At 69.3% G+C, this 24,193-nt stretch carries 24 protein-coding genes and 1 rRNA gene; 20 read left to right on the plus strand and 5 right to left on the minus strand.

Features of this window, described 5'->3' with window-relative positions; genetic code table 11:
• From rrf to ACIBJH_RS22470, 5 genes are all read left to right on the plus strand, one after another.
• Positions 1 to 77: ribosomal RNA gene (rrf, locus tag ACIBJH_RS22450) — 5S ribosomal RNA — on the plus strand; the annotation flags it as partial.
• 66 nt (positions 78 to 143) lie between these two features.
• Positions 144 to 788 (plus strand): HAD family hydrolase, encoded by a 645-nt coding sequence (locus ACIBJH_RS22455; RefSeq protein WP_399118624.1) that lies wholly within the window; start codon positions 144 to 146, stop codon positions 786 to 788.
• Positions 789 to 857: 69 nt separating this feature from the next.
• The gene (locus tag ACIBJH_RS22460) at positions 858 to 1,553 is read left to right on the plus strand and encodes a VC0807 family protein (RefSeq protein ID WP_399118625.1); all 696 of its coding nucleotides are present in this window, start codon (positions 858 to 860) and stop codon (positions 1,551 to 1,553) included.
• 67 nt (positions 1,554 to 1,620) lie between these two features.
• Positions 1,621 to 2,832, plus strand: a complete 1,212-nt coding sequence (locus tag ACIBJH_RS22465; protein ID WP_399118626.1) for an MFS transporter — start codon at positions 1,621 to 1,623, stop codon at positions 2,830 to 2,832.
• The gene (locus ACIBJH_RS22470; RefSeq protein WP_399118627.1) at positions 2,783 to 3,955 is read left to right on the plus strand and encodes an acetoin utilization protein AcuC; all 1,173 of its coding nucleotides are present in this window, start codon (positions 2,783 to 2,785) and stop codon (positions 3,953 to 3,955) included. Before ACIBJH_RS22465 ends, ACIBJH_RS22470 begins: the two co-directional genes overlap by 50 nt.
• A gap of 224 nt (positions 3,956 to 4,179) precedes the next feature.
• Here ACIBJH_RS22470 and ACIBJH_RS22475 read toward each other — a convergent pair whose 3' ends face one another.
• Positions 4,180 to 4,617 carry a spore-associated protein A gene (locus ACIBJH_RS22475; protein ID WP_399118949.1) on the minus strand — a complete coding sequence of 146 codons (438 nt, stop codon included), beginning with the start codon at positions 4,615 to 4,617 and terminating at the stop codon, positions 4,180 to 4,182.
• Between the two features lie 209 nt (positions 4,618 to 4,826).
• Between ACIBJH_RS22475 and ACIBJH_RS22480 the strand changes: the two genes are divergently transcribed.
• From ACIBJH_RS22480 to ACIBJH_RS22500, 5 genes are all read left to right on the plus strand, one after another.
• On the plus strand, positions 4,827 to 5,642 hold the full coding sequence (locus tag ACIBJH_RS22480) for a phosphatase (protein ID WP_399118628.1): 816 nt from the start codon (positions 4,827 to 4,829) through the stop codon (positions 5,640 to 5,642).
• 129 nt (positions 5,643 to 5,771) lie between these two features.
• Complete coding sequence (locus ACIBJH_RS22485; RefSeq protein WP_004984898.1) at positions 5,772 to 5,984, plus strand: helix-turn-helix domain-containing protein; 213 nt, start codon at positions 5,772 to 5,774, stop codon at positions 5,982 to 5,984.
• Positions 5,985 to 6,095: 111 nt separating this feature from the next.
• A complete protein-coding gene (locus tag ACIBJH_RS22490) occupies positions 6,096 to 6,194 on the plus strand; it encodes a 30S ribosomal protein bS22 (RefSeq protein ID WP_003948845.1) in 99 nt (32 codons plus the stop codon).
• Positions 6,195 to 6,381: 187 nt separating this feature from the next.
• The gene (locus ACIBJH_RS22495) at positions 6,382 to 7,443 is read left to right on the plus strand and encodes an NAD-dependent epimerase/dehydratase family protein (RefSeq protein ID WP_399118629.1); all 1,062 of its coding nucleotides are present in this window, start codon (positions 6,382 to 6,384) and stop codon (positions 7,441 to 7,443) included.
• Positions 7,444 to 7,457: 14 nt separating this feature from the next.
• Positions 7,458 to 8,537 carry a lysophospholipid acyltransferase family protein gene (locus tag ACIBJH_RS22500; protein ID WP_399118630.1) on the plus strand — a complete coding sequence of 360 codons (1,080 nt, stop codon included), beginning with the start codon at positions 7,458 to 7,460 and terminating at the stop codon, positions 8,535 to 8,537.
• A gap of 160 nt (positions 8,538 to 8,697) precedes the next feature.
• Here the strand turns inward: ACIBJH_RS22500 and ACIBJH_RS22505 are convergent, their stop codons facing one another.
• From ACIBJH_RS22505 to ACIBJH_RS22515, 3 genes are all read right to left on the minus strand, one after another.
• Positions 8,698 to 9,921: a DUF5667 domain-containing protein gene (locus ACIBJH_RS22505; protein WP_399118631.1), complete on the minus strand. Its 1,224-nt coding sequence runs from the start codon at positions 9,919 to 9,921 to the stop codon at positions 8,698 to 8,700.
• A gap of 233 nt (positions 9,922 to 10,154) precedes the next feature.
• Positions 10,155 to 10,928 (minus strand): ECF subfamily RNA polymerase sigma factor, BldN family, encoded by a 774-nt coding sequence (locus ACIBJH_RS22510; RefSeq protein ID WP_200712572.1) that lies wholly within the window; start codon positions 10,926 to 10,928, stop codon positions 10,155 to 10,157.
• A 315-nt stretch (positions 10,929 to 11,243) separates the two neighbouring features.
• The gene (locus ACIBJH_RS22515; protein ID WP_200712573.1) at positions 11,244 to 12,185 is read right to left on the minus strand and encodes an HAD family phosphatase; all 942 of its coding nucleotides are present in this window, start codon (positions 12,183 to 12,185) and stop codon (positions 11,244 to 11,246) included.
• A 114-nt stretch (positions 12,186 to 12,299) separates the two neighbouring features.
• On the opposite strand from ACIBJH_RS22515, the gene ACIBJH_RS22520 reads away from it, so the two are divergent.
• The 7 genes from ACIBJH_RS22520 to ACIBJH_RS22550 all read left to right on the plus strand — a co-directional run bounded on the left by ACIBJH_RS22520 (position 12,300) and on the right by ACIBJH_RS22550 (position 19,564).
• A complete protein-coding gene (locus tag ACIBJH_RS22520) occupies positions 12,300 to 12,539 on the plus strand; it encodes a glutaredoxin family protein (protein WP_019075380.1) in 240 nt (79 codons plus the stop codon).
• A gap of 247 nt (positions 12,540 to 12,786) precedes the next feature.
• Positions 12,787 to 13,551 (plus strand): redox-sensing transcriptional repressor Rex, encoded by a 765-nt coding sequence (locus ACIBJH_RS22525; protein ID WP_200712575.1) that lies wholly within the window; start codon positions 12,787 to 12,789, stop codon positions 13,549 to 13,551.
• The gene (locus tag ACIBJH_RS22530; RefSeq protein WP_399118632.1) at positions 13,548 to 15,257 is read left to right on the plus strand and encodes a glutamyl-tRNA reductase; all 1,710 of its coding nucleotides are present in this window, start codon (positions 13,548 to 13,550) and stop codon (positions 15,255 to 15,257) included. The genes ACIBJH_RS22525 and ACIBJH_RS22530 overlap by 4 nt, the downstream gene beginning before the upstream one ends.
• Entirely contained in the window at positions 15,254 to 16,213 is a 960-nt protein-coding gene (gene hemC, locus ACIBJH_RS22535) for a hydroxymethylbilane synthase (RefSeq protein ID WP_399118633.1), read from the plus strand. The genes ACIBJH_RS22530 and hemC overlap by 4 nt, the downstream gene beginning before the upstream one ends.
• On the plus strand, positions 16,210 to 17,916 hold the full coding sequence (locus ACIBJH_RS22540) for a bifunctional uroporphyrinogen-III C-methyltransferase/uroporphyrinogen-III synthase (protein WP_200712578.1): 1,707 nt from the start codon (positions 16,210 to 16,212) through the stop codon (positions 17,914 to 17,916). The genes hemC and ACIBJH_RS22540 overlap by 4 nt, the downstream gene beginning before the upstream one ends.
• 252 nt (positions 17,917 to 18,168) lie before the next feature.
• Positions 18,169 to 19,164 (plus strand): porphobilinogen synthase, encoded by a 996-nt coding sequence (gene hemB, locus ACIBJH_RS22545; RefSeq protein WP_399118635.1) that lies wholly within the window; start codon positions 18,169 to 18,171, stop codon positions 19,162 to 19,164.
• 34 nt (positions 19,165 to 19,198) lie between these two features.
• Positions 19,199 to 19,564 carry a DUF805 domain-containing protein gene (locus tag ACIBJH_RS22550; protein ID WP_399118636.1) on the plus strand — a complete coding sequence of 122 codons (366 nt, stop codon included), beginning with the start codon at positions 19,199 to 19,201 and terminating at the stop codon, positions 19,562 to 19,564.
• Between the two features lie 27 nt (positions 19,565 to 19,591).
• Here the strand turns inward: ACIBJH_RS22550 and ACIBJH_RS22555 are convergent, their stop codons facing one another.
• Positions 19,592 to 19,744: a hypothetical protein gene (locus tag ACIBJH_RS22555; RefSeq protein ID WP_399118637.1), complete on the minus strand. Its 153-nt coding sequence runs from the start codon at positions 19,742 to 19,744 to the stop codon at positions 19,592 to 19,594.
• Positions 19,745 to 20,002: 258 nt separating this feature from the next.
• Between ACIBJH_RS22555 and ACIBJH_RS22560 the strand changes: the two genes are divergently transcribed.
• The 3 genes from ACIBJH_RS22560 (at position 20,003) to ACIBJH_RS22570 (ending at position 24,190) form a co-directional block, all read left to right on the plus strand.
• Positions 20,003 to 20,905 (plus strand): SAM-dependent methyltransferase, encoded by a 903-nt coding sequence (locus tag ACIBJH_RS22560; RefSeq protein WP_399118638.1) that lies wholly within the window; start codon positions 20,003 to 20,005, stop codon positions 20,903 to 20,905.
• A 58-nt stretch (positions 20,906 to 20,963) separates the two neighbouring features.
• Positions 20,964 to 22,181, plus strand: a complete 1,218-nt coding sequence (locus ACIBJH_RS22565) for a PLP-dependent aminotransferase family protein (RefSeq protein ID WP_399118639.1) — start codon at positions 20,964 to 20,966, stop codon at positions 22,179 to 22,181.
• A 107-nt stretch (positions 22,182 to 22,288) separates the two neighbouring features.
• Complete coding sequence (locus ACIBJH_RS22570) at positions 22,289 to 24,190, plus strand: FHA domain-containing protein (protein WP_399118640.1); 1,902 nt, start codon at positions 22,289 to 22,291, stop codon at positions 24,188 to 24,190.
• Positions 24,191 to 24,193: the final 3 nt, after the last annotated feature.

Below are 24,193 nucleotides of genomic sequence, written 5' to 3' on the forward strand. Positions count from 1 at the left end.
CGAACCCGGAAGCTAAGCCTTACAGCGCCGATGGTACTGCAGGGGGGACCCTGTGGGAGAGTAGGACGCCGCCGAACAAATATTGCGAAAACCCCCGTACCGTTTATTCGGTACGGGGGTTTTCTGCGTTTAGGCTCAGCGGTATGCGCTACGACCTCGTGATCTTCGACAACGACGGTGTCCTCGTCGACAGCGAGCCCATCTCCAACAGGCTTCTGGCCGGCTATCTCACGGAGCTCGGGCACCCGACCTCGTACGAGGAGTCCCTCCGTGACTACATGGGGGCCGCGATGCACCGCGTCCACGATCTTGTCGAGGAGCGGACCGGGCAGCGGTTGCCGGACGACTTCGACGATGTCTTCCACGCTCGCGTGTTCGCCGCGTTCGAGCGGGAGTTGAAGCCGGTCGCCGGGGCCGTGGATGTGCTGGAGAGGCTGGTCGCCGACGGGGTGCCGTACTGCGTGGCGTCGTCCGGGAGCCATGCGCGGATTCGGACCGGGCACCGGGCGACGGGGCTGGACGAGTGGTTCGAGGAGGCGTGGGTCTTCAGTTCCGAGGACGTGGGGCGGGGGAAGCCGGCGCCCGACCTGTTCCTGTATGCGGCCGAGCGGATGGGTGTGGCGCCGGAGCGGTGTGTGGTCGTAGAAGACAGTCCGTTGGGGGTGCGGGCCGCTGTCTCGGCCGGGATGGATGTGTACGGGTTCACCGCCATGACGCCTGCTGAGCGGCTTTCCGGGGCCAAGCAACTCTTCGGTGACATGCGGGACTTGCCTGACCTGCTCGTCTGACATTTGTCATGCCGAGGTCCGGACGATCGGTTCTACTGACGGGCCCGGTCCTCGCGGCAGTCTGAGGGCATGACGACGAACACGGGGTCCAAGAAGCAGAACTTCGCGCCGCTCCTCATCGACGTGGCGGTGCCGATCGGGTCGTACTACCTGCTCAAGAGCGGGTTCGGGATGGGCACGGTGGCGGCGCTGGGGTGGAGCAGTGTCGTGCCGGCGGTGCGGACCGTGTGGGGTGTCGTTGCCTCGCGGACGGTCAACGCCTTTGCCGCGCTGATCCTCTTCGTGAATGTCGTCGGGTTGTCGCTCAGTCTTGTCGCCGGTGATCCGCGGCTCATGCTCGCCAAGGACAGCGGCGTCAGCAGTGCCATCGGGATCGGGGTGCTGGTGTCGGTGGCGATGGGGCGGCCGATGATGACCGCCGGGATGAAGCCCTGGCTCGTGAAGGGGGACCCGGAGCGGGAGGCCGCCTTTGAGCGGCTGTTGAGCGGGTCGGCGGCCTTTCGGCGGGCCGAGCGGCGGTTCTCGGTGGTGTGGGGTGTCGCGTTGCTCGGTGAGTGTGTCGCCCGGGTGGTCGGGGCGTACACCTTGCCCGTGGACACCATGGTGTGGCTGGGCACGGTCGTGATGATCGGGACGATGGGGGTGACGGCCGTCGTCAGTGGTGGTCTGGCCGCGGGGCCCATGGCGGACATGATCGCCAGTGAGGTGAAGGGCGGGCATGCCCCCGCACCTGCGGTTCTTCCCGCGCTCGTCGCCGCTCGGTAAAGGTGAGCCGAATTCATCTTTGGCTGGATCTACCCACGAGTACGCCGGGACCCTTACGCTCGCGGCCATGACAGATGTGCTGCGGCGCGGTAGGGCCTCGCTGGCGTTCAGTTTCTTCGCTCAGGGCGCCACCTTCGCGCTGCTCGTGACACGTATCCCCGCGATCCAGGACCGGTACGGGGTCTCGGACGGGTTGCTGCCCGTCTTCCTGGCCGCCGTGCCGATCCTCGCCGGCGTCGGGAGCGTGACCACCGAGCAGCTGGTGAAGCGAATACGGCCCAGCGTGCTGCTGCGCTGGTCCCAGCCGGTCGTGCTGCTGGCGCTGCTCGGGGTCGGGGCGGGCGACAGCATGGCCGAACTGGCGGTCGCGCTCGGGGCGTTCGGGCTCGGGGTGGGTGCGCTGGACGCCTCGATGAACATGCTCGGGGTGAGTCTGCAGCGGACGTACGGGCGGAGCATCATGCTCAGCTTCCATGCCGCGTACAGCCTCGGCGGGATCGTGGGGGCCTCGCTCGCGTGGGCGGGGGCGCACTGGCATCTCGCGCTGTGGGTGTCGTATCTGCCGGTGGTGGCGGTGTTGCTGCCGGCGGCCTTTGTGGGGAGTCGGTGGTACGTCGACGGCGGTGCGCCCGACGCGGAGGGCGAGGGGGCCGAGGCCGGGCCGCTGGTCTTCAAGTTGCTGCTGCCGCTGTGTCTGGTGATGACCTTCGCCTATATCGGGGACTCGACCGTCTCCAACTGGAGTGCCAAATACCTGAAGGACGTGCTCGGGAGTTCGGAGCAGGTCGCGACCGTTCCGTACAACGTCTACATGGTGATGTGCCTGGTCGGGCGGGGGATCGGGGACCTCGGAGTACGGCGGTTCGGGGCCGTGGCCGTCGTACGGCTGGGGGCGGTGGTGGCCGCGCTCGGGTTCGCGGTGGTGGCCGTGGCGCCGGGGGCCGGGGTCGGGATGCTCGGGTTCACGTTGCTGGGGCTCGGGCTGTGTGTCCTGGTGCCGCAGACCTTCGCGGCGGCCGGGCGGTTGTTCCCGGGGGCGTCCGATACGGCCATTGCCCGGCTGAATGTCTTCAACTATGTGGGGTTCCTGATCGGTTCGCCGTTGGTGGGGGCGCTGGGCGACGCGTGGAGTTACCGCGGGGCCATGCTCGTGCCGATGGTGTTGGTGCTGGTGACGTTGGTGTACGCCCGCTCGTTCGCGCCGCAGGAGGACCGATACGGTGACGGGCATGAGCGGGCGCGCACAGCTGATGTGGGACGAGGCAGTAACGGGCTATGACTTCGGCCGGGACCATCCGATGGACCCGGTCCGGCTCGCCCTGACCCGGAGACTCGTCGACGCCTTCGGGCTGGATGAGGTCGTGGACGTGGTGGCGGCCAAGGCCGCTGGTGATTCGACGTTGCGGCTGGTTCACCGGGAGGACTACGTCGAGGCGGTGAAGGCCGCCTCGGCCGATCCGGAGTCGGCGGACGGGGCGTTTGGGCTGGGGACCATGGACGATCCCGCCTTTGCCGGGATGCATGAGGTGTCCGCGCTGATTGCCGGGCAGTCGGTGGGGGCCGCCGAGGCTGTGTGGGGCGGGGATGTGGCTCATGCCGTGAACTTCGCCGGTGGGCTGCATCATGCGATGCCTGGGGCTGCCTCCGGGTTCTGTATCTACAACGATGCCTCGCTCGCCATTGCCCGGTTGTTGGAGCTGGGGGCCGAGCGGGTCGCGTATGTCGACGTGGACGTGCATCACGGGGACGGGGTCCAGGCGGCGTTCTGGGAGGACCCGCGGGTGCTGACGATCTCGCTGCATGAGCATCCGCGGACGTTGTTTCCGCAGACCGGGTGGCCGGAGGAGACCGGGGCCGGGGCGGGGGAGGGGGCGGCGGTCAATGTGGCGTTGCCGGCCGGGACCGGGGACGCGGGGTGGCTGCGGGCCTTTCATGCCGTCGTGCCGGAGCTGATCGCGGACTTTCGGCCGCAGGTGCTGGTCACTCAGCACGGGGCCGATACGCATTTCGAGGATCCGCTGGCTCATCTCGCGGTGTCGTTGGACGCGCAGCGGGCTGTGCAGGTGGCTTGTCATGAGTTGGCGCACCAGTACGCGGACGGGAAGTGGGTCGCGTTGGGTGGGGGTGGGTACGCCGTGGTGGAAGTTGTGCCGCGGTCGTGGACGCATCTTGTCGCGATTGCCGCGGGGCGGGAGATTGCGCCGGAGGCGGTGATTCCTGAGGGGTGGCGGCAGGAAGTGTTTGCGCGGACTCGGGAGTTGGGGCCGCGGCGGATGACGGATGGGCGGTGGCCGGTGGGCTACGCGGGGTGGGAGTCGGGGTATGACCCCGCCGACCGGCTTGATCAGGCGGTGGTGGCTACTCGGCGGGCGGTGTTTCCGTTGCGGGGGTTGTTGGCTTAGGGCTCTTTTTTCGCCCCCGCCGCCCCTTCCCGTCCCGTCCCTGGGGGGTGCGCCCCCAGACCCCCGCTTCGGCCTGGACGGCCTCGTCCTCAAACGCCGGACGGGCTGATGGGGCCGGCCGGTGTTGGAGAGGTGCCGGGCGGGCTGGTGGTGTCGGCCGGTGTGGGAAAGGTGCCGGACGGGCTGATTTTGCCCGTCCGGCGTTGGGTGTGAGGCCCGGTGCGTCAGCCGCAGTGGCCCGAGTCGCCGCCCTTGGCGGTGCCGATGACGCCGTACCAGACGGCGCAGTAGCCGCGGGCGGACATGTAGACGGGGCCGGCGTACGACGTGTACTGGCCGCTGTCGACGACCGGGTTGTGCTCGTAGTTGACGTCGATGTTGAGCTCGACGGCCATGTGGATCTTCGCGCCCGGGGTGTTGCGGATGGTCACGGCGCAGTTCTTGCCGGTCGACTCGTTCCAGGTCAGGAAGACCTTGCCGACGTTGCCGACGGGCGTGGAGTCGATGACCTTGTAGCCGGTGCCGCAGGCGCCGTTGTAGGTGGCGGTGGCTGCTGCCGCCTTGGTGGTGGCCGCCGAGGCCGGAGCGGTGGCGGCGATCGTGCCGGCCAGTGCCAGGGTGGCGAGGGCGGCGGCGGTCGTGGTGCGGCGGGACGGCTTCATCTTCATTTTGGTGTTCCCCCTGTTGGCTTGCTTGCTGGTCAACTTGCTTGGGACGGTTGGTCGTTCCGTCCACGCAGGGTGAGACCCGGGAAGCCGTACGACAGTTGTGGGCGCTTTTGTCACTGTTCTGTCACCGGTGTTACGCCAACGGTGCGGAGTTTCCGGGGTTCCCGCCGTGGGCGGTGCCGGGGTCCGTCAGCATCGCTTCCGTGTTGACCACCGGCGCGCTCCGCGCGCATCTGCTGGCCGCCCGGCTGGCCGGACCCGTGGCCACCTCGCGGGAGGAGAGCCTGCGGAGCTATCGGGCCTTCGCCGCTCGTGATCCCCGGGTGCTGATCGGACTCGATCCCGAATGGACGTGGGGACAGCGGGACTTGATCGCGTTGATGGCGGACAAGTGTGGGGTTTCGGCCGACCCGCGACATGTTTCCGGGCATGATGTGATCGACCCGGAGCTGACTTTGACCGCTCTGGACGCCTTCGCCGACCGGTTGGGCGCGGTGGCGGAGCGCAACGGACCCGTGCTTCTCGGCACCGGGCATCCGCACCGGCTGCTCGGGTTCTACGCCGCGTTGGCGGACGCGCTGTCGGCGGCGGGATGTGCTGTTCTCACCCCTGCGTATGGTCGCTGTATCGACATAACGACCCGGTTCGGTCTACGCACGTACAACCTGGCCTACGTACGAGGTGTCGCCCTCGTCCGCGATCCGGGCCCCGAACGCCCCGGTTGTGAGCCCGGCGCACACACGCACTCACCGCTCCCGGTTCGTACCGTGCTGGGTGCGGCGGCGGAGGCCGGCGGGGTGCTTCCGGAGCTGGTGATCGGGGACCACGGATGGGTCTGCGGGGCAGGTCAGCTGGGGTTTGAGGCGATTGGGCTGGCTGACACCGACGACCCCGCGCTGTTCGTGGGGGAGGCCGAGGGGTCGGTGTCCGTGGCAGTTCCACTTGATGACGCCGTGCGGTCCGATTACTACCGCCCGCTTACCCGCTACGTACTCAATCGAGCGTGTCTGTCACAGTAGGCCGCCGATGGGTGCACCTCTTCCCCACTCGCATCACCCGCCCCTACATTGGGGAGTGAGCACGCAACGACGAAGAGTCACCGGAAGGGGAAGCCGGTGACCGTCGAGTGCGGAAGGTTCAGGTGTGTCATGGCTGCAGCTGGCGAGAGGCCTCTGAACGAGGTTCAGTTCCTTACCGTGGCGGAGGTCGCCTCGGTGATGCGAGTGTCGAAGATGACCGTGTACCGGTTGGTGCACAGCGGTCATCTGCCCGCTATCCGGGTGGGGCGGTCCTTCCGCGTCCCCGAGCAAGCGGTACACGAGTACCTTCGCGAGAGTTATGTGGGGGTGGAGACAGCCTGAGGCGATACCTCGATTACGACCTCAGCGCTCGGACGGGTAGGCTGGCCCCTTGTAGGTCGTATGGGCCCATGATGCCCAGCACCGAGTGATGAGAAGTGAGCGAGGGTAGTCGTGGGCTCTGTTATCAAGAAGCGGCGCAAGCGGATGGCTAAGAAGAAGCACCGCAAGCTGCTGAAGCGCACGCGCGTGCAGCGTCGTAACAAGAAGTAGGCGACGCGGCGCCGCGAGAGCGTCTCCTGTGGCCCCCCACCGGTATCCGGTGGGGGGCCACAGTTATGTTCCCGGCATGTGCCCGTTTGCGTGTACTCGTGACTTCGTGCGTCGGGCGGTCATCACAGCGCAACACCGAACCGCTAGGTTGGCCGCACACGGGTAACTCGGAAGGAAGGCGCTGATCTTGGGGAAGGTCGTGCTCGTGACCGGAGTGGCCCGCCAGCTGGGGGGCCGGTTCGTACGACGCATTCAGCGGGACCCGGAAGTCGACCGGGTGATCGCCGTGGACGCGGTCCCGCCCGGGCACCATCTGGGAGGCGCGGAGTTCATCCAGGCCGACATCCGGCAGCCCACCATCGCGCGGGTGCTCGCCGAGTCGGGCGCCGACACGGTCGTCCACATGGACGTGACGGGCACCGCGCTGGGCAGCGGCAGCCGGACCACGGTCAAGGAGACCAACGTCATCGGCACCATGCAGCTTCTCGGCGCCTGCCAGAAGTCGCCGGTCGTCAAGCGCCTGGTGGTGAAGTCCAGCACCAACGTCTACGGCTCCGCCCCGCGCGACCCGGCCGTCTTCACCGAGACGACCCCGCCGAAGTCCCTGCCGAGCGGCGGCTTCGCCAAGGACACCGTCGAAGTCGAGGGGTATGTGCGCGGCTTCGCCCGGCGGCGGCCCGACGTCGCCGTGTGTGTGCTGCGGTTCGCCAACATCCTTGGTCCTACGGCGGATTCGCCGCTCGCCTCGTACTTCTCGCTGCCGGTGCTGCCGACCGTGTTCGGCTACGACCCGCGGCTGCAGTTCGTGCACGAGGACGATGTGATCGAGGTGCTGCGGATCGCCTCGCACGAACCGGAGCGGGGCACGCTCAACAGCGGCACCTTCAACATCGCCGGGGACGGCGTCCTGCTGCTCTCCCAGTGCTCGCGGCGCCTGGGCCGCCCGACCGTGCCGCTGCTGCTGCCCGCGGTCACCTGGGCCGGTTCCCTGGTGCGGACGCTGGGGATGACGGACTTCTCCCCGGAACAGATCCGGCTGCTCACCCACGGCCGGGTCGTGTCGACGGTGCAGATGCGCGAGACCCTGGGGTACCAGCCCAAGTACACGACCGCCGAGACCTTCGCGGACTTCGCGCGGAGCCAGGGCCCAGGGCTGCTGCCGCCGGAGGCCCTCGCGGGGGCCGTCGACCGGATCGCCGCGCTGTCCCGGCCGGACAGTGGCCACCCCCCGACGCCGAGCGCCAACTGAGGAGCGCATCAACGATGGCGGATGCCAAGGTCATTCCGTTCGACGACGACCGGTCCCGCGCGGGTGCCGTGCAGCGGCCGCAGCGGCGCCGGAGCGCGGGAAGCCGGCGCAAGAACGGCGAACCCGTACTGGTCCGTGAGGTCCAGCCCCTGCCGGGCGTGGACTTCGCGCAGGATGATGTTCCTGTGACGCGTGAGGAGCAGGAGCCGGAGCGGCCGCAGAACGAGGGCGGCGAGGTGGGTGAGAGCGGCCAGGGGGGCCTGGAGCGCCGTATCGCCCACGGTCTGTCCTTCCTGCGCCGCCGGCTGACCGGGGACTACGAGGTCGACGACTTCGGCTACGACGAGGAGCTGACCGACGAGGTCCTCATGCCGGCGTTGCGCCCGCTGTACGAGAAGTACTTCCGGGTCGAGGTGAAGGGCATCGAGAACATCCCGGCGGACGGTGGCGCGCTGATCGTCGCCAACCACTCCGGGACGATTCCGCTGGACGGCGTGATGATGCAGATCGCCGTCCACGACAACCACCCCGCGAGCCGTCATCTCCGGCTGCTGGCAGCGGACCTGGTGTTCATGCTGCCGGTCGCCAACGAGCTGGCCCGCAAGGCCGGTCACACGCTCGCCTGCGCGGAGGACGCGGAACGGCTGCTGGGGCGCGGTGAGTTGGTGGGTGTGATGCCGGAGGGCTTCAAGGGCATCGGCAAGCCGTTCAGCGAGCGCTACAAGCTCCAGCGGTTCGGGCGGGGCGGCTTCGTGTCGACGGCGCTGCGCAAGGGCGTGCCGATCATCCCGTGCTCGATCGTGGGCGCGGAGGAGATCTACCCGATGATCGGCAACTCCAAGACGCTGGCCCGGATCCTGGGCTTTCCGTACTTCCCGATCACCCCGACGTTCCCGTGGCTGGGCCCGCTCGGCGCGATCCCGCTCCCCACGAAGTGGACGATCCAGTTCGGCGAGCCGATCCCCACGGACGGCTATCCGCCGGAGGCGGCGGAGGACCCGATGCTGATGTTCAACCTCACGGACCAGGTGAGGGAACAGATCCAGCACACGCTGTACAAGTTGCTGGTGCAGCGGCGGTCGGTGTTCTTCTGAGGTCGACTTTTCGCGGCCGTCGTCTGAGAAACCTGACGATCGGCTGTACGGCGATGGGGCGCCCCTCCGCAGAGGGGCGCCCCATCGCTTTTAGGGGCGCGGGGAACTGCGCGACCAGCCCCCACCGGCCCGCAGCCGAAGAGCCACGGAACCGGCGGAGCTAGTTCGCGTCCTCGCTGTCGATGCCCAAGCCGGGCAGCAGGCCCGGCAGGAGCGGTGGAAGCGTGACGTCCGGTTCGGTGATCGAGGGTTTGCTCGTGGACGGGGAAGCCGTGCCGGAGGACTTCGGGGGGTCCAGGAGGCCGCCCGTGTTGCCGCCGAGGAGGCCGTCGCCGTCGGTGGCGGAGTCGGTGGGGGAGCTGGAGTGGCTGCCCTTGCCCTCGGGGGAGTCCGCCGTGGTGCTCGGTGTGGTCGAGCGGTGCGAACCCGTGGAGCCGGTGGACCCCGTGTCGGGTGCGCGGTGCCTGCCGGTGCCGCCGCCGGTCCTGGCCGGGGGCTGCGGGAGCAGGGACTGGAGCGGGGCGACCTCTTCGTCTATGGCGTCGAAGACCGAGGAGACCTGGTCGCTGACGTCGCCGAGCTGGACCGGCAGGCGGTCGCGCAGGGCGCCCCAGGCCTCGCGGTGCGAGCGGGAGAACGCGGAGAGGGCCTGGATGGGGCCCAGCGAGTTCGGGTCCTGCTCGTAGGCCTGGTGCAGCAGACGGTGGCCCTCGGACGCGTCGTGCGTCATCCCGGCGAGCGTGCGGCGGATCTCGCCGAGCTGCTCGTGGTCGAGGTGGCCGCCGCGGTCCCGCTCGATCAGCCGGCGTGCCTCGCTCAGGCGGTTGGACGCCTGGTCGAGGTAGGACACTCCGCGCTGGTCGTCGCCGTCGGACAGGTAGTTGAGCTTGAAGTCCTCGATGCCGCGCTTCAGGCCGTACAGCCCGTCGCCGGGCAGGGCGTCCGAGCTGGCGGCGGCGACTCCGCCGAAGGCTCCGGCGGCGACTCCGACGCTCAGGCCGCCGGCCGCGAGGCCCTTGCTGAGCCGGGACCGGGGTCGCAGCTTGCCCAGTCCGGTGGCCCGGTGGGTGCCCCGGGACCGGTGGGATCGCTGCTCCGGTACCGAAGGTTCTGGTGCCTCGCCTCCTTGCAGCATGGCCTCGAACGCGGCGACCAGCTGAGCCCGCTGGACGACCTTGACCTCGGGGTCCAGCACGGGTTTGGGCAGCTCGCCGAGACCGGTGGCGAAGGCCAGCATGCGGCCCTGCTCGGTCTGTTCCGCAGCAGCCGGGGCCGGTGCCGGTCCTTCGGACTGCTCGGCCGCCGTGCCCCGGTCGGACTGCTCCTCTTCCAGGGCCTGGGCGAAGGCGTTCGCCCGCCGGTGCGCCGATACGTTCGCGATCACTGGCGGCACCTCCTCTCGTCATGACGGTCGACTCCCCAGGGGGTCCTGAGGGTTGCACCTCCTGACCGCATCCACACGATCGAGTGATCGGAGAGGGCCAGGGTGTGACCACAGGGAGCCTGTATCCCGCACAACGAGTGGCGCGGCACTTGGGTTACGGACGACGGATGATCCGACCGCGAACTCAACGGACTTTCACTGAGCGCGAGTTGGGCGTTACCGAGCGTGTGCCGTCAGCGGGCGTCGTCCGGGAGGAGCCGGGCGAGCGTGCGCACGGCGCGGTACTGGAGGGTCTTGATCGCGCCCTCGTTCTTGCCCATCACCCGGGCGGTCTCCGCGACGGAGAGGCCCTGGAGGAAGCGGAGCGTGACGCACTCCTGCTGCTGGGGGTTGAGCCGTCGTACGGCGTCGAGCAGTGCGGCGTTCGAGAGGGACTCCAGGACGGAGTCCTCGGGGGAGCGGGCGACCTCGTTGGCGTCGAGCATCTCGCCGGTGGTCACTTCCAGCCGGAAGCGGCTCGACTTGAAGTGGTCGGCGACCAGGTTGCGGGCGATCGTCACGAGCCAGGCGCCGAAATCCCGACCCTGATAGGTGAAGGTGCCGATGCGGCGCAGGGCGCGCAGAAAGGTCTCGCTGGTGAGGTCCTCGGCGGTGGCTTTGCCTCCCACTCGGTAGTAGATGTACCGGTACACGGTGTCGCTGTACTGGTCGTAGAGGCGGCCGAAGGCGTCGGCTTCGCCGGCCTGGGCACGCTCCACGAGGTCCATCATCCGGGCGCTGTCGCTGTCAGCGGCCGGACGTCGTGCGGTGGCGGCGCCGGCCGAGCGCCCTCGTCTGCCAACAGCGGCGCCGCCGTCGGCCAGTGCGTAGCACGGACCGACGGGTGCGGTGGTGGCGAAGGCGGCGGGGACGGCGTACGCGGTGGGGACGAAGCCGCGCAACAGGTCTTGGACCGTTGCGCGCAGCGTAGCCAGGCCCGAGGCGTCAACCCCGACGTGTGGGTACACGGGACTCCCAGAGGCAGAGCTTCCATCACGTGCAGTACCGGAACGTTCACCCGTCGTAGCGACAGAGAGGTGCCGGATTGCGTCTGAGGAGAATAACGCTTCGTGCAGGCGCCGCTACACCCAGTTGCTCAAATCATCGATTACGTCGCTTCTGTAACCGATTGGCGCTCGATCAAGTGCCGCAGAGTGAACGGTTGTTGATCAGAACGGTCCGAATTCAGTCAGGGAGCAGGGCGTGTTGTGGCCGTGTGCAGCCAACGTGACTGGACAGGGCGTTACGCGGGTACGACCCGTGGATTGGCTGTGTTTACCGCGTCACCGGCGTCGGCGATGCAATGCGATCGCCGCGGCCGTGCCGCCCGCCACCGCGCCCACACCGGCCGCCGCCGGGATGCCGACCTTGGCCGCCTTGCGGGCCGTACGGTAGTCGCGCAGCCGCCAGTCCAACTGCCGGGCGTGCTTGCGCAGCTTGGCGTCCGGGTTGATGGCGTAGGGGTGCCCGACCAGCGAGAGCATCGGGATGTCGTTGTGCGAGTCGCTGTAGGCGGCGCACCGGGAGAGGTCCAGGCCCTCCGCCGCGGCCAGCGCCTTGACCGCCTCCGCCTTCGCGGGGCCGTGCAGCGGTTCGCCGACCAACTTGCCGGTGTAGACGCCGTCGACGGACTCGGCGACCGTGCCGAGCGCGCCGGTGAGGCCGAGGCGGCGGGCGATCACATTGGCGATCTCCACCGGGGCCGCTGTGACGAGCCACACCTTCTGGCCCGCGGCGAGGTGCGCCTCGGCGAGGGCGCGGGTGCCGGGCCAGATGCGCTCGGCCATGTACTCGTCGTAGATCTCCTCGCCGATCGACTGGAGTTCGGCGACGCGGTGGCCCTTGACGATGGACAGCGCGGAGTCGCGCGCCTCCTGCATGTGCTCGGGATCCTCGGAGCCGGCGAGCCTGAAATAGGCCTGCTGCCAGGCGAACTTGAGGAGGTCGCGGGTCTCGAAGAACTTCCGTTTGTGCAGGCCGCGGCCGAAGTGGAAGATCGACGCGCCCTGCATGACGGTGTTGTCGAGGTCGAAGAAGGCGGCTGCTCTGTCGTCGCCGAGCACCGGGAACTCCGGTTCCGCGGTTGCTTCTTCCGCGAGGGCGTCCTCTATGTCCTGGACATCCTGCGACGACTTGCGCGCTGCCTCCGCAGAGGCCTCGCCTGCCAACACGCTCCGCGCCGTGGCGGAGCGCCTACGGGGAGTGAGCCATCCGAGAGCGGCCATGTCGTGAGCATAGCCAGTTTGTTCGGTGGTTCCGGAGCCGAGAGGTTCGAAGGCTGTGAACTCTCCGCGACCGGGCCGTTAAAGAAGTGGCCGGACGGCGTGAGAATGGGGTGCATGAGTCATGTCGTCACCCTCATCGGGAAGCCCGGCTGTCATCTGTGCGAGGACGCGCAGCTCGTCGTGGAGAAGGTCTGCGCCGATCTCGGGGTCCCCTGGGAACAGAAGGACATCACCGTGGACCAGCGTCTGCACGACGAGTACTGGGAGCAGATCCCGGTCGTCCTCGTGGATGGGAAACAGCACACTTTCTGGCGGGTGGACGAGGGTCGTCTGCGCCGGGAACTGACCAAGTAGTTCAACGCGCACCCGAACGTCGCTTAGGATCGACGGCGGTTTGGTCTCGGGGGCGGGAATTACGAGGAGTGTGGCGGTTTTGCCCCCTGGAATGCGTCGGGAACGCGTGTGCGTGACCCCGGTCACGTTGGGTGGGCAAATCGGACACCATCTTTGTGCACGCGTTCACAAAGACATAGCCTGCTTCCGACGGGGCGGTCTGGGTTCGTGTGACCGCCCACAGCCCCGCTCTACCCGCAGGAGCACCGTGGCAACTGGCCGAACTCACCGACCGGCGACCCGTAGCCGAGGGATTCCCGAGGCCACCGTCGCCCGTCTCCCGCTGTATCTCCGCGCGCTGACCGGACTCTCGGAGCGCTCGGTACCCACGGTCTCCTCCGAGGAGCTGGCCGCCGCCGCGGGCGTCAACTCCGCGAAGCTGCGCAAGGACTTCTCCTACCTCGGCTCCTACGGCACCCGTGGTGTGGGCTACGACGTCGAGTACCTCGTCTACCAGATCTCCCGCGAACTGGGCCTGACCCAGGACTGGCCGGTCGTGATCGTCGGTATCGGAAACCTCGGCGCCGCCCTCGCCAACTACGGCGGGTTCGCCTCGCGCGGCTTCCGCGTCGCCGCCCTCATCGACGCCGACCCGGCGATGGCCGGCAAGCCCGTCGCGGGCATCCCGGTCCAGCACTCGGACGAGCTGGAAAAGATCATCAGCGACAACGGCGTCTCGATCGGCGTCATCGCGACCCCGGCCGGTGCCGCCCAGCCGGTCTGCGACCGACTCGTGGCCGCCGGTGTGACGTCCATCCTGAACTTCGCGCCGACCGTGCTGACCGTCCCGGACGGCGTCGACGTCCGCAAGGTCGACCTCTCCATCGAGCTGCAGATCCTCGCCTTTCACGAGCAGCGCAAGGCCGGCGAGGAGGCCGCCGCCGCCGAGGGCGCGCACCCGGCCGCCAAGCGCCGCGCCGACTCCACCGAGCAGGGCCCTGACGGGGACGTCCCCGCCGTGATGCCGGCATGAGTCTCCTCGTCGTCGGGCTGAGTCACCGCAGCGCCCCGGTCAACGTCCTGGAGCGGGCCACGCTGAACGAAGACGCCCAGATCAAGCTGCTGCAGGACACGGTCGCCGCCGAACCGGCCACCGAGGCCGCGGTGTTGGCCACCTGCAACCGCATCGAGCTGTACGCCGACGTGGACAAGTTCCACGCGGGCGTCGCCGAACTCTCCACCCTGCTCGCCCAGCACAGCGGCGTCGGCCTGGACGAACTCACTCCTTATCTCTACGTGCACTACGAGGACCGGGCCGTCCACCACCTCTTCTCGGTGGCCTGCGGTCTCGACTCGATGGTGGTCGGCGAGGGCCAGATCCTCGGCCAGATCAAGGACTCGCTGGCCAAGGCGCAGGAACTGCACTCCGCCGGGCGGCTGTTGAACGACCTGTTCCAGCAGTCCCTGCGGGTCGGCAAGCGCGCCCACTCCGAGACCGGCATCGACCGCGCGGGCCAGTCCCTGGTCACCTTCGGCCTTCAGCAGCTCTCCTCCGGTACGCCGGTGGAGGCCTGGGCCAAGGGGAAACGTGCCCTGGTCATCGGCGCCGGCTCCATGTCGTCGCTGGCCGCCGCGACCCTCGCGCGTGCCGGGGTCGCCGAGATCGTCGTCGCCAACCGCACCTCCGACCGCGCCGAGCGCCTCGCCCAGATCATCACCGAGAGCCCCGAAACGGACGTGTCGGCCCGCGCGGTACCGATGGATTCGGTGCCGTTCGAGCTGACACGTGCCGATGTCACCGTGTCCTGCACGGGCGCGACGGGCCTGGTCCTGACGGCCGAGATGGTCGCGGGAGCGGTCGAGGGCCGGGTGTCGCAGGACGCGACGGCCGGTCGTACGGATGTGAAGGACGACGTACGCGAAACGCTTCCGCCGACCTCCGTCGGGGCCGAGGACGGCTGTCCGCTGGACCTTTCGGCGGTGCAGGGGGCGACCGGCTTCTCCGTGATGGGGGAGGCCGCCGTGGCCGGGATGGACGCGGCGACGCTGGAGCAGCACGCGGCCTGGGTCGGCGGTACGGCCCTCGACCGTCGTGAGTCGGCCCGTCGTACGCCCGAGGCCGAGGCGGAACTCATCGCCGAACTCGCCACCATGGCCGTGACCGTCGGCCGGATCCCCGAGCGGCGCAGGCCCGAACCCGTGGACCGGATCCCGCGCCCCGCGCCGGTGTTGTCGGTCCTCGACCTCGCGATGCCGCGTGACGTGGACGCCGCCGTGCACCGGCTGGCCGGGGTACGGCTCGTCGACATCGAGACGCTCGCCGAGGCCTCGGCGGACGCTCCGATGGCGGCCGATGTGGACGCGGTACGGCGTATCGTCTCCGACGAGGTCGCGGCCTTCGGGGCAGCCCTGCGGGCCGCGCACATCACGCCGACCGTGGTCGCCCTGCGCGCCATGGCCGCCGAGGTCGTGGCGGGCGAGATCGCCCGGCTCGACGGACGGCTGCCCGGCCTCGACGACAAGCACCGCGCCGAGATCACCCAGACCGTGCGGCGCGTGGTGGACAAGCTGCTGCACGCGCCGACCGTACGGGTCAAGCAGCTGGCGGCCGAGCCCGGCGGCGCCGGGTACGCGGACGCGCTGCGCACCCTGTTCGACCTCGACCAGGAGACGGTGGCCTCCGTCTCCCGGGCCGAAGAAGACTCTGAGAAGAACAGCAAGAACCGAGGGCTCGCATGAGTAGCAGGACACTGAGACTGGGGACGAGGCGAAGCAGACTCGCCCTGGCCCAGTCCGGGTTGGTGGCGGACGCCGTGAGACAGGTGACCGGACGGCCCGTCGAGCTCGTCGAGATCACCACCTACGGCGACACCTCCCGCGAGCACCTCGCGCAGATCGGCGGCACGGGAGTCTTCGTGACCGCGCTGCGGGACGCGCTGCTCGGCGGTGAGGTCGACTTCGCGGTTCATTCGCTGAAGGACCTGCCGACCGCGCAGCCCGAGGGGCTCGTGCTCGCCGCCGTACCCGAGCGCGAGGACCCGCGGGACGTGCTCGTCGCGCGGGACGCCCTGAAGTTCACCGACCTGCCCCGCGGGGCGCGCATCGGTACGGGCTCCCCGCGGCGCACGGCCCAGCTGAACGCGTACGCGCGCGGCCACGGCCTCGACATCGAGACGGTCCCGATCCGGGGCAACGTCGACACCCGGATCGGCTTCGTGCGGGACGGTGAGCTGGACGCCGTCGTCCTGGCCGCCGCCGGACTGAGCCGGATCGGCCGGCTCGACGAAGTGACCGACTTCCTGTCGGTCGACACTGTTCTGCCCGCCCCCGGCCAGGGGGCCCTGGCGATCGAATGTGCCGCGGACAACGCGGACTTGATCGCGGCACTCGGTGAACTCGACGACCCGTTCACGCGGATCGCCGTGACTGCCGAAAGGTCCCTGCTCGCCGCCCTGGAGGCCGGCTGCTCCGCCCCTGTGGGCGCGCTGGCCGACCTTCTGGCCGACGGGCAGATTGTCAAGGAAATGCGCCTGCGCGGAATAGTCGGCACGACCGACGGTTCGCGTACGGTGCAGCTGTCCACCACCGGTCCCGTGCCCGAGACGCATGACCAAGCACTGACGCTCGGTCGCGAACTCGCCGCCGAGATGCTCGCCCAGGGCGCGGCCGGTCTGATGGGGGAGCAAGCCAAGTGAGCCCCACCACTCTTCCCGCCGCCGGTCCGGAACACGGGCACGTCACCTTCCTGGGTGCCGGACCCGGAGATCCGGGACTGCTCACACTGCGCGCCGTGGAGGCGCTGGCGAACGCGGACGTACTCGTCGCCGAGCACGAGGTGCTCGACGTCGTACGTGCGCACGCCCGATCAGGCGTGGCCGTCGTGCACCCGGATCCGAGTCCTTCTTCGGGCTCGCTCCCGGGCACAGGCACGCCTCAACTAACGGTTGTTGACGGTGCGTCAACGACCGTTGGCCTACCCGCTGTGCGGGATGCCGCACATCTTGTCATGGAGGCCGCGCGGGGCGGCAGGCGGGTCGTGCGTGCGGTGTCCGGGGACCCCGGACTAGATACGTACGCCGCCGAGGAAATGCTCGCCTGCGTCGCCGCCGGTGTTCCCTTCGAGGTCGTCCCGGGTGTCGCCGCGGCCGTCGGCGTGCCCGCGTACGCCGGTGTCCCGCTGCGGGACGCGCAGGGCGCGGACGTCCGCTTCGTGGACGCCCGTACCGCCTCGGACCGCTGCTGGACCGAGGTCGGCGCGTCGGACGGCACGGTGGTCGTGTCGACGTCGCTGGACTCGGTGGCTTCCGCTGCTGGTGAGTTGGTGGCGGCGGGCCGTAAGCCCGACACCCCTATGACGGTCACAGTGGCTGGTACGACCACTCGTCAGCGGACCTGGTCCGCGACGCTCGGCACGATCGCGCAGACGCTGAAGCAGGCGAAGGTGCTGCCGTCCCCGGACGGCGGCCGACCGGTGATAGCCGTGGTCGGTGAGCGTTCCGCCGCCGCCCAGCGCGACCAGTTGTCGTGGTTCGAGTCCAAGCCGCTGTTCGGCTGGAAGGTCCTCGTCCCGCGCACGAAGGAGCAGGCGGCCTCGCTCTCCGACCAACTCCGGTCCTACGGCGCCGTTCCGCACGAGGTGCCGACGATCGCCGTCGAACCGCCGCGGACGCCTCAGCAGATGGAGCGGGCGGTCAAGGGGCTCGTCACGGGCCGCTATGAGTGGATTGCTTTTACGAGTGTCAACGCGGTCAAGGCCGTGAGTGAGAAGTTCGAGGAGTACGGGCTCGACGCGCGTGCTTTTGCCGGGATCAAGGTCGCTGCCGTGGGCGAGCAGACCGCGAAGGCGTTGATCGCGTTCGGTGTGAAGCCGGATCTGGTGCCCAGCGGTGAGCAGTCCGCGGCCGGTCTGCTGGAGGACTGGCCCCCCTACGACCCCGTCTTCGACCCGATCGACCGGGTGTTCCTGCCGCGTGCCGACATCGCCACGGAGACTCTTGTCGCCGGGCTGATCGAGCTGGGCTGGGAGGTCGACGACGTGACCGCCTATCGGACGGTGCGGGCGTCGCCGCCGCCGGCGGACACGCGCGAGGCGATCAAGGGGGGTGGCTTCGACGCCGTTCTCTTCACGTCTTCGTCGACCGTGCGGAACCTGGTGGGTATCGCCGGGAAGCCGCACAACGTGACGGTGATCGCCTGTATCGGTCCCGCTACGGCGAAGACGGCCGAGGAGCACGGGCTGCGGGTGGATGTGATGGCTCCGGAGCCGTCCGTGCACAAGTTGGCCGAGGCGTTGGCGAACTTCGGGTTGCGGAGGCGGGCGGCGGCGGAGGAGGCCGGGGATCCGGTCACTCGGCCGAGCGAGCGTCGGCCGGGGGCTCGGCGGCGGCGGACGACCTGAGGTTGAGTGTCGGGTTGCGGTGAGTGGGGGCGGGCGTCCGTGGGGCGCTGCGCCCCCACACCCCCGCTTCGGCCCTGAAGGGGCCTCGTCCTCACACGCCGGACGGGCTGGTTTTTGCGGGCCTGAGTTGAAAAGGCGCCGGACGGGCTGGATGGTGTCGGCCTCGGCCGAAAAGTGCACGATAGTGCGCCGAAATGTGCACCGACTCACCGTCGGCAAAGGTGCCCCTGGGGCGGGCGTAGCGTAGATGGCATGACGACGTACGGATCCTTCCCCGGCTCGCGGCCCCGGCGGCTGCGGACCACCCCCGTCATGCGGCGGATGGTGGCCGAGACCCGGTTGCACCCGGCCGACTTCATTCTCCCGGCGTTCGTGCGGGAGGACATCGGTGAGCCGGTGCCTATCGCGGCCATGCCCGGGGTCGTGCAGCACACTCGGGACAGTCTGAAGAAGGCCGCCGCCGAGGCCGTGGCCGCCGGGATCTCCGGGATCATGCTGTTCGGGGTGCCGGAGGAGAGCAAGAAGGACGCGCTCGGTACGCCGGGGACGGATCCGGACGGGATTCTCCAGGTCGCGCTGCGGGATGTGCGGGCCGAGGTCGGGGATGAGCTGCTCGTCATGTCCGACCTGTGTCTCGACGAGACCACCGATCATGGGCATTGTGGCGTGCTTGACGAGCAGGGGCGGGTAGACAATGACGCCACCCTTGAGCGGTATGCCGAGATGGCTCAGGTGCAGGCCGACGCCGGTGCTCATGTCGTCGGGCCGAGCGGGATGATGGACGGGCAGATCGGGGTCGTGCGGGACGCGCTCGACCAGATCGGGCGGGAGGACGTCGCGATCCTCGCGTACACCGCCAAGTACTCGTCCGCGTTCTACGGGCCGTTCCGCGAGGCCGTCGGGTCCTCGCTCAAGGGGGACCGCAAGACGTATCAGCAGGACCCGGCCAACGCCCGTGACGCGATGCGGGAGTTGGCGCTCGATCTCGAAGAGGGCGCCGACATGGTGATGGTGAAGCCTGCGGGGCCCTATCTGGACATCCTCGCCAAGGTCGCCGAGGTCTCGGACGTTCCCGTCGCCGCCTATCAGATCTCCGGCGAGTACTCGATGGTCGAGGCCGCCGCCGAGAAGGGCTGGCTGGACCGGGACCGGGCGATCTTCGAGACGCTGACCGGGATCAAGCGGGCCGGGGCGCGGAACATCCTGACCTACTGGGCGGTCGAGGCAGCCCTTAAACTGCGCGACTGACAATGCGGGATCCGGCGGCCGGTAGGGGGCAGCTGTGCACTGGTTCGTGGAGGCGATGCGGAAGTACGCCGACTTCGGCGGGCGGGCGCGGCGCCTGGAGTACTGGACGTTCGTGGCGTTCGCCGACGTCGGCTATGTCCTGCTGGTCGGGTTCGGCGCCTCGGGGTGGTCGCCGGCGCTCGTCGCCACCGCGTTCGTCTTCAGCGTGATGCTTCTGCTGCCGGGGCTGGCGGTGACCGTCCGGCGGCTGCATGACACGGACCGCTCGGGGTGGTGGGTGCTCGTCGGGCTCGTGCCGTTCGTCGGGACCGTCGTCATGCTGATCTTCACGCTGACGGAGAGCGAGCCGGGTGAGAACCGGTTCGGTTCGTGTCCGAAGCGGATTCCGGCGCACGCCTGACCCCAGCTCTGACCCCGGCTTCGGCCCTCAGCGCGGGGACTGTGCGGTGGGGGTCGTGCCCGAGGGGCCTTCATCGCGTACGCCCATGCCGTCCTTGCAGCCCGTGAGCAGCAGCGCGGCGAGCACGGCCGCCGTCGCGGAGACGGCCAGGAGGCGGACGCGGATCGTGCGGACGGGCATGGGTCCCCCTGTCGGAGCGGTGTGGTGTGGGTTGCAGCTTGGGCGGTCGGGCCGCGCGTGCGCTACGGCTGTTGTCGGATTCGGGACGACCGGATCGTCCCGGCCGCGCTGACCTGCGGGGACGCCGTCCCTCTCGGGCACGGTACGGGACGCCGGGACCCTTCCTTCCACTTGGGCACCATCAAGTCCCGCCGGGAGTTAGGTTGTTGACACTGCTCCGGTTGACGTTCGAATGGCCCACTCTTCTGGGAGACACGCATGTCCGGCGACGCCCTCAGCCAAGATCCCGCCGAGCTGAGAAGGAGGATCGACACCACCAAGGCGCACCCGGCCCGCGTCTACGACGTGTTCCTCGGCGGCAAGGACAACTACCCCGTCGACCGCGAGGCAGCCGCCGCCGCGCTCGCCCACAACCCGCGCGGCTATCTCGACGTCCGGCACAACCGCGACTTCATGCGCCGCGCGGTGACCCGGCTGACGCAGGAGCACGGGGTCCGCCAGTTCCTCGACATCGGCACCGGGCTGCCCACCGCGGAGAACGTGCACCAGATCGCCCAGGGCATCGCCCCCGAGTCGCGGATCGTGTACGTCGACAACGACCCGGTGGTCCTGGCGCACGCCCGCGCGCTGCTCACCAGCACGGACGAGGGCCGTACCGACTACATCGACGCCGATCTGCGCCGCCCGGACGACATCCTCGAACAGGCCGCCAAGACCCTCGACTTCAACGAGCCGATCGCGCTGCTGCTGGTGGCGATCCTGCACTTCGTGGAGGACGAGGAGGCGTATCCGCTGGTGCGCGAGCTGGTGGACGTGCTGCCGTCCGGCAGTCACCTGGTGCTCAGCCACCTCACCGACGAGATCCACCCGATCCCGACCCGTGCGGTCCAACGGACGTACACGGAGCGGGGGTTCACCTTCGTGTTCCGTACGAAGGCCGAGGTCGAGCGGTTCTTCACCGAGACCCCGGGCATCACCCTGGACGAGCCCGGTGTGGTTCCCGCCCACCAGTGGTACCCCGGTCCGGCGCCCGCCCCGCCGGTGGTGGAGCAGGCGTACTTCGACAGTCTCGACGACATCGAGAAGATCACCTACCGGGACATCAACGATGTGACGGACGACGACATCAACGTCTACGGGGCGACCGGCAGGAAAGTCTGACCGTCCGGATCGCGGAAACCTGTTTGTAGGCGGCAGGTACTTTCCTACGCTGCCGGACATGGCCATCACCGAGTCGGTTCCCGTTCCCCTTGCCCCGCTCCCGCCGTTCGCCGCGCGGGCCCGTGCGATCGGCGGTTCGCCGGTGCGGGACATCCTCGCCGTCACGGCCCGCCCCGAGGTGATCAACTTCGCGGGCGGGCTCCCGGCCCCGGATCTCTTCGACGCCACCGGTATTGCCGCGGCCTATCAGGCGGTGTTCGCGGAGACGCCCGCGCGGGCGCTGCAGTACGCGACGACCGAGGGCGAGCCGGTGCTGCGGGCCGCGCTCGCCGGGCGGACCTCCGTCCGCGGGCTGCCCACCGACGCCGACGACCTGCTCGTCACCACCGGATCGCAGCAGGCACTGTCGCTCCTCGCGACCGCGCTGCTGGAGCCGGGGGACGTCGTCCTGGTCGAACGGCCCTGTTATCTGGCGGCACTTCAGGTGTTCGCGTTCGCCGGTGCGCGGATCGTCGCCGTGCCGGGGGACGCGGAGGGGGTCGATCCCGAGGCGCTGGACGAACTCGTCGTCCGCGAGCGGCCCAAGCTGTTCTACACCGTGCCGTCCTTCCAGAACCCCACCGGCCGTACGCTGCCCGCCGACCGCAGGGCAGCGGTCGCCGCCGTCGCCGCGCGGCGCGGGCTGTGGGTCGTGGAGGACGACCCCTACGGCGAACTCCGCTTCGAGGGCGAGCGGTTGCCGTGGATCGCGGCCCACGAGGGCGCGGCGGACCGTACCGTCCTGCTCGGCTCCTTCTCCAAGGTGATGGCGCCGGGGCTGCGGCTGGGCTGGCTGCGGGCGCCAAGGGACCTGCTGCGGGCCTGTGTTGTCGCCAAGCAGGCCGCCGACCTGCATACCCCGACTGTCAACCAGCTCGCCGCGGCACGGTATTTGGCGGACAACGACCTCGACGCGCATGTGGCGGGGGTGGCCGCCGTCTACCGGGAGCGGCGGGACGCCATGCTCGGCGGGCTCGCCGACTCGCTCCCCGAAGGGTCGAGTTGGGAGCGGCCCGAGGGCGGCATGTTCCTGTGGGCGCGGCTTCCGGAGTCGTACGACACGACGGAGCTGCTGGCGCGGGTGGTGCGGCAGGACGTGGCCTATGTGCCGGGTGCGCCCTTCTACGCCGGGGAGCCCGACCGTTCGACGATGCGGTTGTGCTTCGTGACGCAGACGCCGGGGGAGATCCGGGAGGGGCTCAGGAGGCTGGGGGAGGGATTGAGGGGCGGTGCCTGAATCCCCTTGGTAACGGGTCGAGTTGGGCTCTGGAATACTTGATCACGCAAGAATAGAGTCGATGTGTCACAGCGCTGCTGATGTCATCACCCCTGGAAGGAAGTGCCATGGCACCGGTGCTCGTCGGACGCGAAGGCCTGCTCGCGGGAGAGCGCATCCCGATCGTCGACACCCGCGTCACCTTCGGACGCAACGCGGGGAACACGGTCGTCATCGCCAGCCCCAGCGTCTCCCGCTTCCACGCGGAGATCGTCTTCGACCAGGACCAGGGCTACGTCCTGAGCGACTGCGGCAGCAGCAACGGCACCCAGGTCAACGGCGAGGAGATCGAGTCCCGGCTGCTCCAGGCCGGCGATGAAATCACCATCGGCGACCAGGAGTTCCGCTTCGAGGTCGCCGACGCCATGCAGACGCTCATGGCGCTCAACCTGCCCCGCTCGGTGACCCACCCGGAGGAGAGCGACGGCTCGGAGCTGCGGGTCACCGTCGTCGGCGGCGGCCCGGTCGGTCTCTCCATGGCGCTGCTCCTGGAGCACTTCCTCGGCGCCCAGGTCAAGATCACCGTCTTCGAGGGCCGGTGGCGCAAGAAGGGCCGCATTATCGTCTGGAAGGACGCGGACGAGGGCAACGTACGGCGCCAGCAGGTGGTGACCGTGCAGAGCCGGCAGTACCTCGCCTGGCCGCAGTATGTGCAGGACCGGCTCTTCGACCCCGAGAACTACACCGAGATGTGGCCGTCGGGCCCGGACTCGATCGGCGACCACCACCCGCGCAACATGCGGATCGCCTACATCGAGGACAAGCTGCTGGAGCTGGCGAACGAGAAGCGGGACCGCATACGGCTGATCCCCGCCAAGTTCGACCCGGCGGAGCAGCGCGACGAACTCGCCTCGCAGCACGTGCTCGCCATCTGCGACGGCGGCCGGTCGCGCACGCGCGAGCACTTCGCGGCCCGCTTCGGCAAGGCCGACGAGTCCATCTACTCCCTCGACGGTGTCCACCTGCGGGACGTCGTCCTCGGCCTGCGCGTCAAGTCGGAACTGCCCGACCCGATGGCGATCCTGCTGACGGTCGCTCAGAACCGGTTCCTGCTCAACTCCTTGCGCGGCGAGGGCTTCCTCAACATGCGGCTCACCGACGCCGAGTTGGCCGAGGTCATCGGCATCGACCCGGTCCGCCGCGTCTTCGAGGAGTGCATCGCCTCCCGCCCGTGTCTGATGAACCGCGACGAGCACGGCGACTTCCAGTGCGCCACCCACGGCACGCTGTTCCTCCCCGCCCTCATCAAGGGCTCGCCCCTGTGGAAGCGGGTGCACGAGGGGCTGCGGCTCTTCGACGTCAAGTCCCAGGACCTGTCCGCGGTCACCAGTTTCCGCCTCGACATGGTGCAACGCCCGCGCTTCTCCGCCGAGTTGCTGCCCCCGACCGTCAACGCCCCCGGCACGTACGGCTTCCTGCTCGGCGACGCGGCCAACTCCATCCACTTCTGGCCGGGCCGTGGCCTCAACAGCGGTCTGGCGTCCGCCATTTCGCTGGCCCGCTCCCTCAACAGCGCCTGGAACGGCAGGCCTTTCCGGGACGCCGACTTCCTGCGGCACGAGGCCGCCATGTCGATGCTCCAGTACCGGCACAAGAGCCGCGCCTGGAAGGCCATGGTCACCACCGACGACCAGGGCGTCACCTGGGCCATCAAGGACATCATCGACCACGGCATCGACGGCATCGCCGAGGAACCCGACCGCGAGGCGGACACGGCGACGCTGCTGGCGCGCATGGCGGCGATCCGGGACAGGCTCGCCCCCCGCCTCTCCGGCATGCCGGACGACGAGGCGATCCTCGAACGCCTCGCGACCCTGGAGGACCGCACCCTGCGCATGCTGGTCCTCAGCGGCGCGTGGGACACCCTGACCATGGGCGGCGAAGAGGTCGACATCGACATCTTCTACGGCCCCGACTCCTCGGCCGCCGCCGCGGCGGTGGAGGCGCTGGAGTCGGCCACGCAGCAGTGAGCC

This window comes from Streptomyces sp. NPDC050548, from assembly GCF_044457385.1.
In the GTDB taxonomy this organism is placed as follows: Bacteria; Actinomycetota; Actinomycetes; order Streptomycetales; family Streptomycetaceae; genus Streptomyces.

What these genes read in the sequence shown, in the direction of transcription:
- ACIBJH_RS22455 (WP_399118624.1), top strand. Translation starts at nt 144, where the DNA reads ATGCGCTACGACCTCGTGATCTTCGACAACGACGGTGTCCTCGTCGAC.
- ACIBJH_RS22460 (WP_399118625.1), top strand. Translation starts at nt 858, where the DNA reads ATGACGACGAACACGGGGTCCAAGAAGCAGAACTTCGCGCCGCTCCTC.
- ACIBJH_RS22465 (WP_399118626.1), top strand. Translation starts at nt 1,621, where the DNA reads ATGACAGATGTGCTGCGGCGCGGTAGGGCCTCGCTGGCGTTCAGTTTC.
- ACIBJH_RS22470 (WP_399118627.1), top strand. Translation starts at nt 2,783, where the DNA reads ATGAGCGGGCGCGCACAGCTGATGTGGGACGAGGCAGTAACGGGCTAT.
- ACIBJH_RS22475 (WP_399118949.1), bottom strand. Translation starts at nt 4,617, where the DNA reads ATGAAGCCGTCCCGCCGCACCACGACCGCCGCCGCCCTCGCCACCCTG.
- ACIBJH_RS22485 (WP_004984898.1), top strand. Translation starts at nt 5,772, where the DNA reads ATGGCTGCAGCTGGCGAGAGGCCTCTGAACGAGGTTCAGTTCCTTACC.
- ACIBJH_RS22500 (WP_399118630.1), top strand. Translation starts at nt 7,458, where the DNA reads ATGGCGGATGCCAAGGTCATTCCGTTCGACGACGACCGGTCCCGCGCG.
- ACIBJH_RS22515 (WP_200712573.1), bottom strand. Translation starts at nt 12,185, where the DNA reads ATGGCCGCTCTCGGATGGCTCACTCCCCGTAGGCGCTCCGCCACGGCG.
- ACIBJH_RS22520 (WP_019075380.1), top strand. Translation starts at nt 12,300, where the DNA reads ATGAGTCATGTCGTCACCCTCATCGGGAAGCCCGGCTGTCATCTGTGC.
- ACIBJH_RS22530 (WP_399118632.1), top strand. Translation starts at nt 13,548, where the DNA reads ATGAGTCTCCTCGTCGTCGGGCTGAGTCACCGCAGCGCCCCGGTCAAC.
- hemC (WP_399118633.1), top strand. Translation starts at nt 15,254, where the DNA reads ATGAGTAGCAGGACACTGAGACTGGGGACGAGGCGAAGCAGACTCGCC.
- hemB (WP_399118635.1), top strand. Translation starts at nt 18,169, where the DNA reads ATGACGACGTACGGATCCTTCCCCGGCTCGCGGCCCCGGCGGCTGCGG.
- ACIBJH_RS22555 (WP_399118637.1), bottom strand. Translation starts at nt 19,744, where the DNA reads ATGCCCGTCCGCACGATCCGCGTCCGCCTCCTGGCCGTCTCCGCGACG.
- ACIBJH_RS22560 (WP_399118638.1), top strand. Translation starts at nt 20,003, where the DNA reads ATGTCCGGCGACGCCCTCAGCCAAGATCCCGCCGAGCTGAGAAGGAGG.
- ACIBJH_RS22565 (WP_399118639.1), top strand. Translation starts at nt 20,964, where the DNA reads ATGGCCATCACCGAGTCGGTTCCCGTTCCCCTTGCCCCGCTCCCGCCG.
- ACIBJH_RS22570 (WP_399118640.1), top strand. Translation starts at nt 22,289, where the DNA reads ATGGCACCGGTGCTCGTCGGACGCGAAGGCCTGCTCGCGGGAGAGCGC.